The organism is Arthrobacter sp. zg-Y769 (assembly GCF_020907405.1).
Lineage (GTDB): Bacteria > Actinomycetota > Actinomycetes > Actinomycetales > Micrococcaceae > Arthrobacter_B.
In genome coordinates, this window is sequence record NZ_JAJJOE010000003.1 from 221,061 (window position 1) to 236,895 (window position 15,835).

Sequence of the window (15,835 nt, forward strand, 5' to 3'; positions counted from 1 at the left end):
GGCTTAGGAGCATGCGCATACTAGTCACCGGTGGCACCGGTTATATCGGATCCCACACCACGCTCGCCCTGCTGGAAGCAGGCCATGACGTAGTGGTCCTGGACAACCTGATTAATTCGAGCGAGGAATCCCTGCGGCGGGTCCAGGAACTGGCCGGCCGGAAAGCGGAGTTCGTTCGGGCGGATCTGCTGGACGAGGCAGCCCTTGAAACAGTCTTCGGCGCCCACTCCATCGACGCCGTGATCCACTTCGCCGGCTTGAAAGCGGTGGGTGAGTCCGTAGCGAAGCCGCTGTACTACTACACCAACAACGTGGTCGGCACGCTCAACCTGCTGCACGCGATGGACCGGCACAATGTCCGGACCATTGTCTTCAGCTCGTCAGCGACCGTCTACGGCGCGTCCGAGGAGGTTCCCCTGACCGAGGACTCCCCCATGGATGCCGTGAACCCGTACGGACGGACCAAGGAACAGATCGAGGACATCCTCAGCGATCTCGGGGCTGCCGATGAACGCTGGAACGTTGCCCTGCTGCGCTACTTCAACCCCGCCGGCGCCCACGTGTCCGGCCGGATCGGCGAGGACCCGAACGGCATTCCGAACAACCTGCTGCCGTTCGTCGCCCAGGTTGCCGTAGGCCGCCGGGAAAAGGTCATGGTGTTCGGCAATGACTACCCCACACCGGACGGCACCGGCGTCCGCGATTACATCCACGTGCTGGACCTTGCCGCCGGCCACCTGGCAGCCCTGAATTACGTGGGCGAGCACCCCGGCGTGCACCGCTGGAACCTGGGCACGGGCAACGGCTCGTCCGTCCTGGAGGTCCTGTCCGCTTTCTCGGCCGCCGCCGGCAAGGAGATCCCGTACGAGTTCACCGCCCGCCGCCCGGGTGACGCCGCCGTCAGCTACGCCGACCCGGCCGCAGCGCACGCGGACCTGGGCTGGCGTGCCGAACGCACGCTGGAAAGCATGTGCGAGGACCACTGGCGCTGGCAGAAGAACAACCCCGAGGGCTACGCCGCCCAGTAGGCATTACTGTCCTACCTGCCCGGCAGATAACCTGCCGGGCAGGAAAAAAGGGAAGGTCCCCGGAATTTTCCGGGGACCTTCCCTTGTGAAAAACAGATCAGCGCTGCGGGTAATTGCGCTCCGGCGCACCCGTGTAAAGCTGGCGGGGGCGGCCGATCTTCGTCTGCGGATCCTGCATCATTTCGCGCCACTGGGCAATCCAGCCCGGCAGGCGGCCAATGGCAAACAGGACCGTGAACATCTTCTCCGGGAAGCCCATGGCCTTGTAGATCAGGCCGGTGTAGAAGTCCACGTTCGGGTACAGCTTGCGCTCAATGAAGTAGTCGTCGGCCAGGGCCTTCTCTTCCAGGCGCATGGCGATGTCCAGCAGCTCGTCGTTGCCGCCGAGCTTGGCAAGGATGTCGTGGGCGGTGGCCTTGACGATCTTGGCACGCGGGTCGTAGTTCTTGTAGACGCGGTGCCCGAAGCCCATGAGCTTCACGCCGTCTTCCTTGTTCTTGACCTTCTCCATGAAGGTTTCCGGCTGCATGCCGGTGGCCTGGATGTCGCGGAGCATGTTCAGCACCGCTTCATTGGCTCCGCCGTGCAGCGGGCCGAAGAGGGCGCTGATGCCGGCCGAAACCGAGGCGAACATGTTGGCGTTGGAGCTGCCCACGAGGCGGACCGTGGAGGTGGAGCAGTTCTGTTCGTGGTCTGCGTGCAGGATGAGCAGCAGATCCAGGGCCTTCACCAGGTCCGGATCGATTTCGTACGGCTCGGCCGGCAGGCCGAAGGAGAGCCGCATGAAGTTCTCCACCAGGTTCATGGAGTTGTCCGGGTAGAGCATCGGCTGGCCGATGGACTTCTTGTGCGCGTAGGCGGCAATCACGGGCAGCTTCGCCATCAGGCGGACCGTGGAGAGCTCCACCTGTTCGTCGTCGAACGGGTCCAGGGAGTCCTGGTAGAAGGTGGACAGTGCACTGACCGCCGAGGAGAGCACCGGCATCGGGTGCGCGTCGCGCGGGAAGCCGCCGAAGAAGCCCTTGAGGTCCTCATGGAGCAGGGTGTGGCGGCGGATCCGCTGGTCGAAGTTCTCCAGCTCGGTGGGCGTCGGCAGTTCCCCGTAGATCAGCAGGTAAGAGGTCTCGAGGAAACTCGAGTGCTTTGCCAGCTGCTCAATCGGGTAGCCGCGGTAACGCAGGATGCCCTCTTCGCCGTCGATGTAGGTGATCGCGGAGGTGGTGGCCGCCGTGTTCATGAAGCCGGGGTCAAAAGTGACGGTGCCGGTCTGTTTCAGCAGCTTGGAAACGTCGTAGCCGTTGTTTCCCTCAGCTGCGGCAACGCGCGGCAGTACAAGCTCGTCTTCCGGGTTTGGCCCGTACTGGAGCTTGGCACTGGGTTGCTCAGTCATTAATTCTCCTTTAGGAGTTTTCGAAACCGCCGCTATGTACATCCGCTTCCGGCGGACATAGTGCATTCCACTAAACTATTTCGCTAAAACGCTACCGGTTTCAGTGCCCTTACCACTAATCGGGGCGGGGACTGTTGTACAAGCGCAACATGGGAAGCACCGATTTCCGGTGCAGAGCCCAATACTATTCCTCCGCAGCGCGGGGCCGTCCCGGCGGGTATCAGCCCGTCCCGGGCGGGTATCAGCCCGTCCCGGGCGGGTATCAGCCCCGCCCCGCTCCGTCCGGCGCCCCGTGCAGGCGGCCGGCAGCGGCCCGGATGGCCGCGTCCGTACCGGTAAGCGCAATCCGGACGAAGCCGGCACCTGCCTCGCCGTAGAAGACCCCCGGGCCCACCACTATGCCAAGCTCTGCGAAGCGCGCCACGGTAGTCCAGGTGTCCTCCCCCGCACTCGCCCACAGGTACAGCCCGGCTTCGGAATGCTCGATTTTCAATCCAAAGGACTCAAGCGCCGGGACAAGCAGGGCTCGGCGGGAGCGGTAAAGATCCTTCTGCGCGGCCACATGCGTATCGTCGCGCAGGGCTGCGGCCATGGCGGCCTGCACCGGCGCGGGGACGATCATTCCGGCATGCTTGCGGCTGTTGACCAGGTTGGCGATGAGCGCAGGGTCCCCGGCCGTGAACGCGGCCCGGTAACCGGCCAGATTGGACTGCTTGCTCAGGGAGTACACCGCAAGCAGGGAGTCGGTGCTGCCGCCGCTGACCCGGGGATCCAGGATGCTCGGGACGGGTTCGCCGCCCCGGGCCGGATCCCAGGAGCCCCAGCCGAGTTCGGCGTAGCATTCGTCGGAAGCCACCACGGCGCCCACGGCGCGGGCCTCTTCCACGAGGGTGCGCAGGGATTCGGCGGAACGCACGATGCCGGTGGGGTTGCCCGGGGAATTCACCCAGACCAGCCGCACACGCGAACGCGTCTGCTCATCGAGGTCCGACAGGGAATCCGCGGCGACCGCCGTCGCGCCGGCAAAGACGGCACCCATGTCGTAGGTGGGGTACGCCACCACGGGACGGACAACGACGTCGCCCTCCCCCAGTCCGAGCAGCAGCGGCAGCCAGGCCACGAGTTCCTTGGAACCCACCGTGGGCAGCACCGCTGCCGGATCCAGGCCGGGCACGTTCCGCCGCCGGGCAAACCATTCAACGACGGCGGCACGCAGGTCCGCGGTGCCGTGGGTGGTGGGATAGCCGGGGGCATCGGAAGCAGCTGCAAGCGCTTCACGGACGACGGCGGGGGTAGGGTCCACCGGTGTGCCGATGGACAGGTTCACCGCCCCGTCCGGATGCTCTGCCGCCCGGCGCTGGTACGGCGCCATGGCGTCCCAGGGATATTCCGGCAGGTCCAGGCCGAAAGCCCGGGACGCCGGCGCGCTCATGCCTGGTTCTGCGGCGGCAGGGCCGCGATGATCGGGTGGTCGGTGTGCGTGTTGCCTACCTTGGCAGCGCCGCCGGGCGAACCCAGCACGTCGAAGAATTCAACGTTGGCCTTGTAGTAGTCGGCCCATTCCTCGGGAGTGTCGTCCTCGTAGTAGATGGCCTCCACCGGGCAGACAGGTTCGCAGGCGCCGCAGTCGACGCATTCGTCCGGATGGATGTAGAGGGAGCGTTCGCCTTCATAGATGCAGTCCACGGGGCATTCTTCAATACATGCCTTGTCTTTTACATCTACGCACGGCTGCGCAATTACGTACGTCACGTCCCTTGCCTTCCTGATCTGCGGACCGTCGGCCCCAAGGGGTCGGCGGGTCGCTGGGTGTTGGTTCCACGTTAGTAGCCTTGTCCATTATCTCCCAGTCGGAGCGTCCCCGTGACTACGGCTCCGCCGTAGGATGGGAGGATGACGCCAGAAGAACCTGCCGCACTGCTGCGCGGCCTGCAGGCCGGCGTGCGCGTGGTGGTCCGCTACCGGATCGACGGGGGCTTCACGGATGCGCTCGGCACGCTCAGCGACGTCGGCGCAGACGGATGTACGGTAGCCACCCGGCGCGGCGACGTCGTTATCCCGTATCCGCTGGTGACCGCCGCCAAGACCGTCCCGCCCGCTCCCCCTCGCCGTCCCGCCCGGACGCGGCAGCTGTGAACCCCTAAAAATCCCACGCAAAAGGCCGCCGGAACGTCATGTTCCGGCGGCCTTTTGGCTGCCATTTGAGTTCTGCGGATGCCTAGGCGGTGGTCCGGGCTGCCCGGTCCCGGCCGAGCACGCGTGCACACACCAGGACGGCCGCTACCGTGGCCACGGCCTGCCCGAACAGCCAGACAAGTCCGGCGGTAACCACCGGGGGCTGCTCCGGTGCGGACGAACCGGTCACGATCAGCGGCACTTCGCTGACGAGGTCCAGGGAGAAAAGGCCCAGCACCACGTAGGTAATCACACCGGTGGCGGCGCTCAGCAGCGGGCTGCGCTGCCAAAGCCCGACCAGCAGGGCCACGGCGCCGCTGAACACCACCGCCAGCAGCGCACCGACGGGCAGTCCGTTGTCTCCGGCGTAAACCACGTGGCCGTGCAGGGAGGTGCCCAGCAGTGCCGCCAGGATCCCGCCGATCACGGCGGCAAGAGGCCCCCGCCAGCGCGGGGACCTCTTCCCGGTTTCAGCCGTGGTGGTAATGACTAGGCCTTGGCGCGGGCGCGGTTGGCCTTGGCACGGTCGTTCGCGTTCAGGACCAGCTTGCGGATCCGGATGGACTCCGGAGTGACCTCCACGCATTCGTCCTCGCGGGCGAATTCGAGCGACTCTTCCAGGGTGAGCTTCCGCGGCGGGGTCAGGTTCTCGAAGGTATCCGAGGACGCGGCACGCATGTTTGTGAGCTGCTTTTCCTTGGTGATGTTCACGTCCATGTCATCGGCGCGGGAGTTCTCGCCGACGATCATGCCCTCGTAGACCTCGGAGGTGGGCTCCACGAAGAAGGATCCGCGTTCCTGCAGCTTGATCATGGCGAACGGGGTAACGACGCCGGAGCGGTCGGAGATCAGCGAACCGTTGGTGCGGTACTCGATCGGACCGGCCCAGGGCTCGTAGCCCTCGGCGATGGACGAGGAGATGCCGGCGCCGTGGGTTTCCGTGAGGAACTTGGTGCGGAAGCCGATCAGGCCACGGGCGGGAACGATGAATTCCATGCGGACCCAGCCGGTGCCGTGGTTGGCCATGTTGACCATGCGGCCCTTGCGGACGGCCATCAGCTGCGTGACGGCACCCAGGTATTCCTCGGGTACGTCGATGGTCATGTGCTCCATCGGCTCGTTGACCTTGCCGTCGACGATCTTGGTGACCACCTGCGGCTTGCCGACAGTCAGCTCGAAGCCTTCGCGGCGCATCTGCTCCACCAGGATGGCCAGCGCGAGCTCGCCTCGGCCCTGGACTTCCCAGGCATCCGGACGCTCGGTCGGGAGGACCTTCAGCGACACGTTGCCGATCAGTTCCTTGTCGAGGCGGTCCTTGACCTGGCGGGCCGTGACCTTGGCGCCCTTGACCCGGCCGGCCAGCGGCGAGGTGTTGATACCGATGGTCATGGAGATCGCGGGATCGTCCACGGTGATCAGCGGCAGCGGCTTGGGGTTGTCGACGTCGGTCAGGGTCTCACCGATGGTGATGTCCTCGATACCGGCGACGGCAACGATCTCGCCCGGTCCGGCGGATTCGGTCGGAACCCGGTCCAGTGCCTTGGTGGCCAGAAGTTCAGTGATCTTGACGGTCTTCATGGTGCCATCGTGGCGGGCCCAGGCAACGGTCTGGCCCTTACGCAGGGTGCCGTTGAAGATACGCAGCAGGGCCAGGCGGCCGAGGAACGGGGAGGCGTCAAGGTTGGTGACGTGCGCCTGGAGGACACCCTCCGGGTCGTACGTGGGAGCCGGGATGTGGTCGATGATCGTCTGGAACAGCGGTTCCAGGTTGTCATTCGCGGGGGCGGAGCCGTCGGCCGGCTGCTCCAGGGACGCTGCACCGACGCGGGCGGCGGCGTAGACAACCGGGACGTTCAGGACCAGGTCAAGGTCGAGGTCCGGAACTTCGTCGGCGAGGTCGGAGGCCAGGCCGAGCAGCAGGTCCATGGACTCGCTGACGACTTCGTCGATCCGCGCATCGGGACGGTCGGTCTTGTTGACCAGGAGGACTACCGGCAGCTTCGCGGCCAGTGCCTTGCGCAGCACGAAGCGGGTCTGCGGCAGCGGGCCCTCGGAAGCGTCAACGAGGAGCACAACGCCGTCAACCATGGACAGGCCGCGCTCGACCTCGCCGCCGAAGTCGGCGTGGCCGGGGGTGTCGATGACGTTGATGGTGATGGTTTCACCCTTGGCGGCCGGGCCGTTGTAGAACACGGTGGTGTTCTTGGCCAGGATGGTGATGCCCTTTTCGCGCTCCAGGTCACCGGAGTCCATCACGCGGTCTTCCACGTCGCCGTGGGCGGCAAACGAGTTCGTCTGCTTCAGCATGGCGTCGACGAGGGTCGTCTTACCGTGGTCAACGTGGGCCACAATCGCAACGTTGCGGAGATCGCTTCGTACTGCGGTATTTACAGCCGTGTTGGTTTCTGACATGCGTGAGGACTCAATTCATAGGAGATCAGTTCGGGGTGTATCTTTTTCGTCCGGATTGGTACCGGCGTTTCCGGCTGTTCTGTACGAATGCTGATTCAATCGCTTGCTCAATCACCAGTCAGAATCCACCGAAGGCCCCGCCGTCAGCGGGCACGCTAACATTCTAGTCGCAAGACCATACGATCCCTAATGCGGACGGCGGGGGGAAGCAGTAAAGGCGGGGAACCGGTGGGTTCCCCGCCTTCAGTGCGCGTGCTGCTTAGCTGCTAGGCAACTTCCGGCGGAAGTTCCAGCCGGGACCCGGGGATGGCAGCGAGCAGGGCCTGCGTGTAGGCCTGCTGCGGGGCGTCGAATACCTCGTCAGTAGTACCTGTCTCCACGAGCTTGCCCTTTTCCATGACGCAGACGAAGTCCGCAATCTGGCGGACCACGGCCAGGTCATGGGTGATGAACAGGTAGCTCAGTCCCAGCTCCGACTGCAGGTCCGCCAGCAGGTTCAGGATCTGGGCCTGGACCAGCACGTCCAGCGCGGAAACCGCTTCGTCACAGATGACAACCTCGGGATCCAGTGCCAGGGCCCGTGCAATGGCGACGCGCTGGCGCTGTCCGCCGGAGAGCTCGTTCGGGAAGCGGCGCATCACCGAGGCCGGCAAAGCCACCTGGTCCAGGAGCTCGCGCACCTTGGCCTCGCGGCTCTTGGGTGTGCCGATCTTGTGCACCCGAAGAGGCTCTTCGATGGTGCGGAAGATGTTGTACATCGGGTCCAGGGAACCATAGGGATCCTGGAAGATCGGCTGGACCCGGCGGCGGAACTCGAACAGGCGCTTACTGTTCAGCGTGGTCATATCCACCCCGTCGAACAGGATGGATCCGCTGGTGGGCGCTTCCAGGTTCAGCACCATGCGTGCCACCGTGGACTTGCCCGAACCGGACTCCCCCACGACGGCAGTGGTGGTGCCGCGCTTGATAGTGAAGGACACGTTGTCCACGGCAGTGAAATCGGTGGACTTGCCGAGACCGTTGCGGAGCTTGAAGACCTTCGTCAGGTCCTTCACCTCAATGACGTTATCCGCGCTCTTCAGCTTGGCATCATCTTCGGAGGTCAGCAGATCCGTGCTTTCCAAACCGCGGCTCTTCGCAGAGTCGATCCGCTTGGAGGCCAGCGACGGCGCCGATTCCACCAGTTTCCGCGTGTAGGGGTGGCGCGGATTGGTCAGGATTTCCAGGGCCGGCCCGGATTCCACCACCCGTCCCTTGTACATCACCACGACCTTCTGCGCCCGTTCCGCGGCGAGGCCGAGGTCGTGCGTGATCAGCAGCACCGCGGTGCCCAGTTCATCGGTCAGGGTGTCCAGGTGGTCCAGGATCTGCCGCTGGACGGTGACGTCCAGCGCCGATGTCGGCTCGTCGGCGATCAGCAGCCGCGGCCGGCAGGACAGGCCAATGGCGATCAGCGCGCGCTGGCGCATGCCGCCGGAGAACTCGTGCGGATACTGCTTGGCACGGCGTTCCGCGTCCGGCAGCCCGGCCTGCTCCAGGACCTTGGCGATGTCCGCCGCGGAGTGGGGCAGCCCGTTGGCGCGCAGGGTTTCCTTGACCTGGAAACCGATCTTCCACACCGGGTTCAGGTTGGACATCGGGTCCTGCGGAACCATGCCGATCGAGTTGCCGCGCAGCTCCTGGATCCGCTTGGCGCTGGCATTGGAAATGTCCTCGCCGTCAAAGAGGATCCGGCCCGAGCTGACCCTGCCGTTGCCGGGCAGCAGGCCGATGGCCGCCAGCGCCGTCGTCGACTTGCCGGAGCCGGACTCACCCACGATGGCCACGGTTTCGCCGGGCATGATCGTCAGGTGTGCGTTTCGGACTGCTTCCACGTCACCGTTGGCGGTGGCGAAGGTGATCGCCAGGTCGCGTATTTCCAGCAGTGGCTGGACGGCCGTGTTTTGTGTATTGATGGTCATCGTTTGCGCGCCTTCGGATCAAGAGCATCACGGACCGCGTCGCCGAGCATGATGAAGCTCAGCACGGTGATGGAGAGGGCGGCCGCAGGCCAGAGCAGCGTTGAGGGGTTGGACCGCAACGAAGACTGGGCAGCCGAGATGTCATTTCCCCAGGACATGATGCCCGGCGGCAGCCCGATGCCCAGGAAGGACAGCGTGGCTTCCGCAACGATGAACGTTCCCAGCGAGATCGTGGCGATCACGATCACTGGAGCGGTGGAGTTGGGAATAACGTGCTTCACCAGCGCCGAGAACCGCGAAACGCCGAGGGAGCGGGACGCCACCACGAAGTCCGAGTTACGGACCGATATCACTGCGCTGCGGGTAATGCGGGCTACCTGGGGCCACCCGAAGATCAGCAGCGTAAAGACCACCGTGATGACCGTGCGGTTCTCCCGGAAGGTCGGCAGCTGCATGATGATGATGGCGCCGAGGATCAGCGGCAGGGCGAAGAAGACATCGCCGACCCGGGCGAGGACGGCGTCGAGCCATCCGCCGTAGTATCCGGCCAGGGCGCCCAGGACGCCGCCGATGATCACGACGGCGATGGTGGTCAGCAGACCCACCAGGACCGACGCGCGTGTGCCGTAGATGACCCGGGCGTAAACGTCGCAGCCCTGGAAGGTGAAGCCCAGCGGGTGCCCCGCGGAGGGTGCCCCGTTGGAGTTGGCCAGCAGGCAGTTTTCATCCGGCGACGCATTCGTGAACAGTCCCGGGAAAGCCGCGACCGTGAGGATCAGCAGGATAAGCAATGCGGAAATGATGAACAGCGGCTGCCGGCGCAGGTTGCGCCAGGCCTCCCCCCAGAGGCTCAGCGGCTGGACATCTTCCTTAACGCTGTCGGTCGCCGCCAGAGGGGTTTCCTCCAGCGGGGCGACGTAGTGCTCGATGTGTGTGGTGTCTTTATGCATAACGGATCCTCGGATCAAGCCAGGCGTACAGGAGGTCTACCAGGAGGTTGGCGATGACGTAAACGAAGACGAGGACACTCACGATCGACACGATCGTCGGCCCCTCTCCCCTGATGACTGACTGGTAAAGTCGCTGTCCCACTCCGGGGACGTTAAAGATGCCTTCGGTGACGATGGCGCCGCCCATCAGGGCACCCAGGTCCGCCCCGAGGAAGGTCACCACGGGAATCAGCGAGTTGCGCAGGATGTGCACGGTGACCACGCGCGGACGGGAAAGCCCCTTGGCGGTGGCGGTGCGGACGTAATCGGCGTTCATGTTCTCGATGACCGAGGTACGCGTCAGGCGCAGGACGTAGGCAAAGGACGCCAGGCCCAGGACCACTGCCGGCAGTATCAGGTCCGACCAGCCGGCGTCGCCGCCGACGGTGGGACTGGTCCATTGGAGCTTGACGCCCACCAGGAACTGCAGCAGGAAGCCGAGCACGAACACCGGGATCGCGATCACGATCAGGGAGACAACCAGGACAGTGCTGTCGAAGATCCTGCCCTTCTTCAGCCCGGCCATGAGGCCGAAGGCAATACCGAAGACCGCTTCGAAGAGCAGGGCAAGCAGGGCGAGGCGGATGGTCACCGGAAAGGCCTGAGCCAGCACGGCCGAAACCTCGCGGCCGGAGAAGTCGACACCCAGGTCAAAGGTGACCAGGTTCTGCAGGTACAGCAGGTACTGGATGATGAAGGGCTGATCCAGGTTGTACTGGCTGCGCAGCTGTGCGGCGACTGCCTCGTTAACCGGCTTATCGCCGAAGAGCGCGGCGATGGGGTCTCCCGGCAGCGAGAACACGAGGAAGTAAACGAGGAAGGTGGCCCCGAAGAAAACGGGGATCATTTGGAGGAAGCGTCGAATGACGTAGCCGGCCATTAGGGGTGGCCTCCTGCCAGCTGTGGGGGATTGAAGTCTCGCATTTTTTTGTATGCCTGTTCTTGGTATAGAACCCGAACAAGCCGGGGCCCGGCCTTCTGGCCGGGCCCCGGAGTGGTCGGTCTAGATACTGCTACTTGGCCGTGATGTTGTAGTACACCGGGACGCCGTTCCAGCCGGTTTCAACGTTGTCCACGTTTTCACTCCAGCCGGACTGTGCCACCTGGTACCACAGCGGGATGTTCGGGAGGTCCTTAAGCAGGACTTCCTGCGCCTTGTTGAGGGTTTCAGCGCCCTCTTCCGGCGTGGAAGCTCCGAGGCCGTCGTCCAGGAGCGTGTCGAACTCTTCGCTCGAGTAGCCGCCGTCGTTGGAGCCGCCGCCGGTGCCGTAGTTCGGACCCAGGAAGTTGGCGAGCGACGGGTAATCCGCCTGCCAGCCGGTGCGGATGGCACCGGTCAGGGTCTTGGCAGTGGCGTCCGCGCGCAGTTCCTTGAACGTTGCGTAGGGCTTGCCTTCGGCCTCGATACCAAGGTTGTTCTTGAGGCCGTTTGCGACGGCGTCAATCCATTCCTTGTGGTTCGCGTCGGCGTTGTAGCCGATCGTGAAGGTCTGGTCGGCGGGCCACGGTGAAAGCTTCTCGGCTTCGTCCCAGAGTTCCTTGGCCTTTTCGGGGTTGAATTCGAGCACCTCGTTGCCGGGGATGCTGTCGTTGTAGCCGTCGATTACCGGAGCGGTGAATTCGGTGGCCGGTTCGCGGGATCCCGAGAAGACAACCTCGGTGATTTCGTCCCGGTTGATGGCCATGGAGATGGCCTGGCGGCGGAGCTGGCCCGCTTCGCCGGAGAACTCCGGAAGGTAGCCGGGGATGGTGATGGTCTGGTTACCGGCGTAGGCCTTCTCGTCGTACCGGCCCTCGCCCAGATCGGTCTTGAACGTCTTCAGCGCCATATTGGGAATGGTGTCGAGGATGTCCAGCTCGTTGGACTGCAGGTCTGCATAGGCTGCGTCGAAGGAGGAGTAGAACTTGAAGGTCACTCCGCCGTTCTGCGGTACACGGGTTCCGGTGTAGTCCGGGTTGGCGACGAGGTCGATCTGGACCTCGTGCTGCCAGGCGTCGTCGCCGTCGAGCTTGTACGGGCCGTTGCCGATGGGGTTCTCACCGAACGCGGCGGGGTCCGCAAGGGCCTCGGCGGGCAGCGGGAAGTAGGCCGTGTAGCCGAGCCGCTGCGGGAAGTCGGACTCCGGCTGGCTGAGCTTGACGGTGAACGTGCTGTCATCCACCACGGTCAGGCCGCTCATCGTCTCAGCCGTGGCGCCTTCGGCGCTGACTTCGTCGTAGCCTTCGATGCTCTCGAAGAAGTACGAGTTGAGCTGGGCGTTCTTGGCGGCTGCACCGAAGTTCCAGGCGTCAACGAAGGACTTGGCCGTGATGGCCTCGCCGTTGGTGAACTTCTGGTCCGCCTTCACCTTGATGGTGTAGGTCTGGGAATCTTCGGTTTCGATGGACTCGGCGAGTTCGTTGACCGTGTTGCCGTCAGCGTCGTAGCTGACCAGGCCTTCGAAGAGCAGGTCCATGATGCGTCCGCCGCCAACTTCGTTGGTGTTGACCGGCATCAGCGGGTTCTGCGGTTCGGTGCCGTTAGCGGTGATGATGGCGGTCTTGTTAGCTTCGCCTTCACCCGAGCCTTCGGCCGATTCGTCGGATCCTCCACCGCAGGCGCTCAGCGTAAGTGCGGCAAGTGCCGCTACGCTCAGCATTTTGGAAGTGCGTGTGACGCGCATTCCGCCTCCTAGTTCTGTTCGGTTCCGGCGTTGATAACGCCGGTGTTGCGGCTCTGCCAAATGGTGAACCGACTCACAAAGCCAAAAGCATAAGCCCACTTTGTTGCCGTCAGGTAACTATGTCCGGCATGTGGTCCCGGCGTGCAGACCGTGCCGTGGCTTACGTTGCGCAAAAGGGCGGGATGACGTGGGCAAAGGCCGGTTAGTACCGTCCGGTAACGATTTGGCATACGGCGGCTGTATTACATGCAATGACATGTCATATTCGCCGTTCAACGTTGAGAATCGGCGCTGTCCGCACGCATAACCCGATCGGCACCTTATTGATACTGGCGCGCGTCCCGTCCGTCCAGCATCGCCAGCAGTCCGTCCAGCTGGTCCATGGCGCCTTGGCGGTTGCCATGCGAGACGCTGACGTGGTGGTTAATGTACCCGCGGACCTCCGGGGAAAACTCTCCCTTGGCTGCGGAAGCGACGGCGGCGTTTGCCTGGTTGCGCAGGCTGATAAGGACGGGCTTGTTCTGCATAGTGCGGTCAACCCAGTCCGAATGCCCGAAGACGCGGCCCATCTGAATGGTGCCGTCGTCAAGGTATGAGGCGGCGTAGACCGCTGCGGCACCGAATGCAGCCTGCTTGCCCAGGTCGTTCTCCATCTCGGTTGCGAAATAGGAGCGGACCTCGCGTGCGAGGTACCCGGCGACCGGGGTCACGGCGTCGACGTCGGCCTCGCTGACTGCTTTGGTTTCGCTCGCCCGCTGGCTGGTCTCCCCCACCAGGTCGAGGCGCGTAGTGAGCTCTTCGCGTAGGTCCGGATCCAGCTCCCTTCCTTCGCTCAGCGCGAGGGCGTTATGGAACACCATGAGTCGCTGGAGGTTGGCAAACATGAGGACAAGGGCATTGAAGCGGTGTTCTTCCGGAGTCATCGGGCCAATCTAGCGGGGCCGTTTGCGGGGAGTTCGACGGCGCGCCGGGCTATCGGCTTCACCATGATCAGGCACGGCGTAGCTTCTCCCCAGAGGTCCGTCTCCTCCAGGGGAAGGAATCCCCGCTTCTCGTAGAAATGCCGCGTTCGCCCGTATCCGGGCGCGCCTGCGGTACCTGAAACATGCCACTTTCTTGCCCGTGCTTTCAGTTGAAAGTGGCTTCGGATGGTGCTCGGCTCTGGTACGGTCGTTGACCGAAATCCGGGCATCGGTGACGCGCTTCTACATGCCGTCGTTTATTTAGTGCCGCGGACCGCGGTGAAGTACCAATCCCCTATGTCCCTCTCGGCAATTCCAAAGTGCACGTCGGCTTGCCCTAACCTCCGGCTTCCGGCCCCAGCGGGCGGCTGTCTCGTCTCAGGTCGCCCAGGCTTCGAGCGCGTTGCAGTGCGGTGCCGGGTGACAGAATGCGGGTCGAGTGCACGAGTGTTGCTCCTGCGGGTTTACTGAGCTATCGGGGGACGACTCGATCCATGAGGCGGGCAGGCAGGAGCCGCGCCATTGGCAGGGTGAAGGCAGCATCCGTGCCGAGGCCGTATCTGGTTCGAGGACGCTTGGTGGTGGCGATCTTCGTGATCTTTTTCGCGGCCTGGTCTGCCGTCATCGCCCGCTGCAGGAACGAGGACAGGAAGCTCACGGTTGAAGAGATCAAGGCCCCGTAGAGGCGGGTATGCTCCCTGTTCATACCCAGTGCGAGTTTGAGGGAGAGCGGCCCGCTCTTGGCCGCCATCGGGGTCTTCACTCCGCCGGACTGGACGATCACGACTTGGATGCCCTGCGAAGCGGGCAGCAACGCCTGGATGACCCGTATGTGTCCGAAGAGGTTGACCTCGAACTGCTCCCGCCATGTGTCGAGCGGGAGGACCTCGATGGGAGCGTTGATCTCGATCCCGGCGTTGTTGATCACCGCTCGCAGCAGTCGCGCCTGAGGATCAAGGGCGACTCGGGCGGCGAGCGCCTCGACGTGTTTGCCAATGGTGATGTCCAGCATCACCGGTTCGATGCGCTCAGCGCGGATCGCGTCAGCGTCCTCGTCCCGTCTGACGCCGGCGAGGACGTGGTAACCGCGAGCAGCGAGCTCACGCGCGGATCTAGGCACTGCCTATCAATGTTGTCCCGATCGAGGGCGAAGACAGAAAGGCCCGGAATGCGCTGAGCATCCCGGGCCTTCCTCGAGCAATCCGTTGAGAGCTGGACGTTGAACCTAAACTCCACCACGGTCCGTAGCCAGGCAACCTCTTGATGAGTCCCGCCGAAGGCCGACCAGACCCGCCGACCCTGCCTACGTCCCCGCCTGATCCCCTCTCAGCGGATCGTTGCTCATCGTCCGCTCGGTCTCCTCGAAGAGCAGACTCGGTCCCCGTAGGAACACCAAAAACGCGAAGCTCAGGTCCGAGATTTCAGGCAACACTGAATGGGGGCGTTTCTTGATCTTTAACACATGCCCCAAACGCGGCCGGTAACGGCAAGGCCCGCCAACAGCTAGTTCGGCTGCCCGTATAAGCAACGCCCCGGCCAGAAGGCCCTGGGCGTTGCTTATACGGGCAGCCCTGTGAATCAAAACGGACGGGTGCGCTGGGTCGTCTGCCCACCAGTCTCTGGGAGGCAGAACACCTAGACTTCAGCTGAGTCAGTCGACTTTTTCGTATGACGAAACCACGGGTGTCATACCGATGACGTCAAAGAAACCCATCAAGGTGCGCGTCGCCTGGCCCAGTTCGAACTCGAACCTACCTCCCTGCGCCAGCTCAGCGGCCATCACCTCGTTGGCCGCCTGGTCAAATTCATGAATCAAGGACAATGTCCCGCAGTCAGACGTCCTGATGATTAGCTCCGTCCTTGATCCGACATTACGACCGGCACCACTGTAGGTGCCTCCCTCAGCATCTGTGACAGTGCATTCCATTCGAACCCGGTGGTCGTCGTCATAGGAGTTGATAACCCACGGTCCAACCGTTAGCGCTAGGACGAGCACCCCAAAGGTGGGCAAAATTCCCCAAAAGGCCAAATTACTCTTCAAAGACCGTGACTGCTTCTTCGGCGGATCCGCTGAGACGTTGCCCTCGGCTTGTGGGTTCAATTCATCCTCCTCTCCTTTACCCAATTAAACCTGTTCCCCCTTGATACTAATTTGATAACTCATGGTGCCGAACGATGGGTCCACCGGAGCCGTTGAGCCCACCGCTGATAACGGCCGGAACCAACGGATGCGGCACCAATCAGCGCCACGCCCA

Annotated in this window: 14 protein-coding genes; 2 read left to right on the forward strand and 12 right to left on the reverse strand. The window is 63.6% G+C overall.

All coding sequences use genetic code 11. From position 1 onward, the window contains the following. Positions 1-11: 11 nt before the first annotated feature. Positions 12-1,028, forward strand: coding sequence for a UDP-glucose 4-epimerase GalE (galE, locus tag LOC60_RS01350; RefSeq protein ID WP_230020967.1), 1,017 nt, complete (start codon positions 12-14; stop codon positions 1,026-1,028). A gap of 97 nt (positions 1,029-1,125) precedes the next feature. On the opposite strand, the gene LOC60_RS01355 is transcribed toward galE, so the two are convergent. The 3 genes from LOC60_RS01355 to fdxA form a co-directional block, all read right to left on the reverse strand. Further along, positions 1,126-2,418, reverse strand: a complete 1,293-nt coding sequence (locus tag LOC60_RS01355; protein WP_230020969.1) for a citrate synthase — start codon at positions 2,416-2,418, stop codon at positions 1,126-1,128. 262 nt (positions 2,419-2,680) lie between these two features. Beyond that, entirely contained in the window at positions 2,681-3,850 is a 1,170-nt protein-coding gene (dapC, locus tag LOC60_RS01360; protein WP_230020972.1) for a succinyldiaminopimelate transaminase, read from the reverse strand. Next, positions 3,847-4,170, reverse strand: coding sequence for a ferredoxin (gene fdxA / locus LOC60_RS01365; protein ID WP_230020973.1), 324 nt, complete (start codon positions 4,168-4,170; stop codon positions 3,847-3,849). The genes dapC and fdxA overlap by 4 nt, the downstream gene beginning before the upstream one ends. A gap of 141 nt (positions 4,171-4,311) precedes the next feature. Between fdxA and LOC60_RS01370 the strand changes: the two genes are divergently transcribed. Beyond that, positions 4,312-4,554, forward strand: coding sequence for a putative acetyltransferase (locus tag LOC60_RS01370; protein ID WP_230020974.1), 243 nt, complete (start codon positions 4,312-4,314; stop codon positions 4,552-4,554). 82 nt (positions 4,555-4,636) lie between these two features. On the opposite strand, the gene LOC60_RS01375 is transcribed toward LOC60_RS01370, so the two are convergent. The 9 genes from LOC60_RS01375 to LOC60_RS01415 all read right to left on the reverse strand — a co-directional run bounded on the left by LOC60_RS01375 (position 4,637) and on the right by LOC60_RS01415 (position 15,396). After that, on the reverse strand, positions 4,637-5,020 hold the full coding sequence (locus LOC60_RS01375; protein ID WP_230020976.1) for a hypothetical protein: 384 nt from the start codon (positions 5,018-5,020) through the stop codon (positions 4,637-4,639). A 62-nt stretch (positions 5,021-5,082) separates the two neighbouring features. Next, on the reverse strand, positions 5,083-7,005 hold the full coding sequence (typA, locus tag LOC60_RS01380) for a translational GTPase TypA (RefSeq protein WP_230020977.1): 1,923 nt from the start codon (positions 7,003-7,005) through the stop codon (positions 5,083-5,085). A 266-nt stretch (positions 7,006-7,271) separates the two neighbouring features. Next, on the reverse strand, positions 7,272-8,966 hold the full coding sequence (locus LOC60_RS01385; protein ID WP_230020979.1) for an ABC transporter ATP-binding protein: 1,695 nt from the start codon (positions 8,964-8,966) through the stop codon (positions 7,272-7,274). Further along, the gene (locus LOC60_RS01390; RefSeq protein WP_230020980.1) at positions 8,963-9,916 is read right to left on the reverse strand and encodes an ABC transporter permease; all 954 of its coding nucleotides are present in this window, start codon (positions 9,914-9,916) and stop codon (positions 8,963-8,965) included. The genes LOC60_RS01385 and LOC60_RS01390 overlap by 4 nt, the downstream gene beginning before the upstream one ends. Next, entirely contained in the window at positions 9,909-10,835 is a 927-nt protein-coding gene (locus LOC60_RS01395) for an ABC transporter permease (protein ID WP_230020983.1), read from the reverse strand. Before LOC60_RS01395 ends, LOC60_RS01390 begins: the two co-directional genes overlap by 8 nt. A 133-nt stretch (positions 10,836-10,968) precedes the next feature. Continuing rightward, positions 10,969-12,618, reverse strand: coding sequence for a peptide ABC transporter substrate-binding protein (locus LOC60_RS01400; RefSeq protein ID WP_230020985.1), 1,650 nt, complete (start codon positions 12,616-12,618; stop codon positions 10,969-10,971). A 320-nt stretch (positions 12,619-12,938) separates the two neighbouring features. Continuing rightward, complete coding sequence (locus LOC60_RS01405) at positions 12,939-13,541, reverse strand: hypothetical protein (RefSeq protein WP_230020986.1); 603 nt, start codon at positions 13,539-13,541, stop codon at positions 12,939-12,941. A gap of 511 nt (positions 13,542-14,052) precedes the next feature. Beyond that, positions 14,053-14,700 carry an SDR family NAD(P)-dependent oxidoreductase gene (locus LOC60_RS01410; RefSeq protein WP_230020989.1) on the reverse strand — a complete coding sequence of 216 codons (648 nt, stop codon included), beginning with the start codon at positions 14,698-14,700 and terminating at the stop codon, positions 14,053-14,055. Positions 14,701-15,231: 531 nt separating this feature from the next. After that, positions 15,232-15,396 carry a hypothetical protein gene (locus tag LOC60_RS01415; protein ID WP_230020997.1) on the reverse strand — a complete coding sequence of 55 codons (165 nt, stop codon included), beginning with the start codon at positions 15,394-15,396 and terminating at the stop codon, positions 15,232-15,234. Positions 15,397-15,835 lie beyond the last annotated feature (439 nt).

Excerpts from the sequence above, each read along its gene's own strand:
- galE (WP_230020967.1), top strand. The coding sequence starts at position 12 with ATGCGCATACTAGTCACCGGTGGCACCGGTTATATCGGATCCCACACC.
- LOC60_RS01355 (WP_230020969.1), bottom strand. The coding sequence starts at position 2,418 with ATGACTGAGCAACCCAGTGCCAAGCTCCAGTACGGGCCAAACCCGGAA.
- dapC (WP_230020972.1), bottom strand. The coding sequence starts at position 3,850 with ATGAGCGCGCCGGCGTCCCGGGCTTTCGGCCTGGACCTGCCGGAATAT.
- LOC60_RS01370 (WP_230020974.1), top strand. The coding sequence starts at position 4,312 with ATGACGCCAGAAGAACCTGCCGCACTGCTGCGCGGCCTGCAGGCCGGC.
- typA (WP_230020977.1), bottom strand. The coding sequence starts at position 7,005 with ATGTCAGAAACCAACACGGCTGTAAATACCGCAGTACGAAGCGATCTC.
- LOC60_RS01385 (WP_230020979.1), bottom strand. The coding sequence starts at position 8,966 with ATGACCATCAATACACAAAACACGGCCGTCCAGCCACTGCTGGAAATA.
- LOC60_RS01390 (WP_230020980.1), bottom strand. The coding sequence starts at position 9,916 with ATGCATAAAGACACCACACACATCGAGCACTACGTCGCCCCGCTGGAG.
- LOC60_RS01395 (WP_230020983.1), bottom strand. The coding sequence starts at position 10,835 with ATGGCCGGCTACGTCATTCGACGCTTCCTCCAAATGATCCCCGTTTTC.
- LOC60_RS01400 (WP_230020985.1), bottom strand. The coding sequence starts at position 12,618 with ATGCGCGTCACACGCACTTCCAAAATGCTGAGCGTAGCGGCACTTGCC.
- LOC60_RS01405 (WP_230020986.1), bottom strand. The coding sequence starts at position 13,541 with ATGACTCCGGAAGAACACCGCTTCAATGCCCTTGTCCTCATGTTTGCC.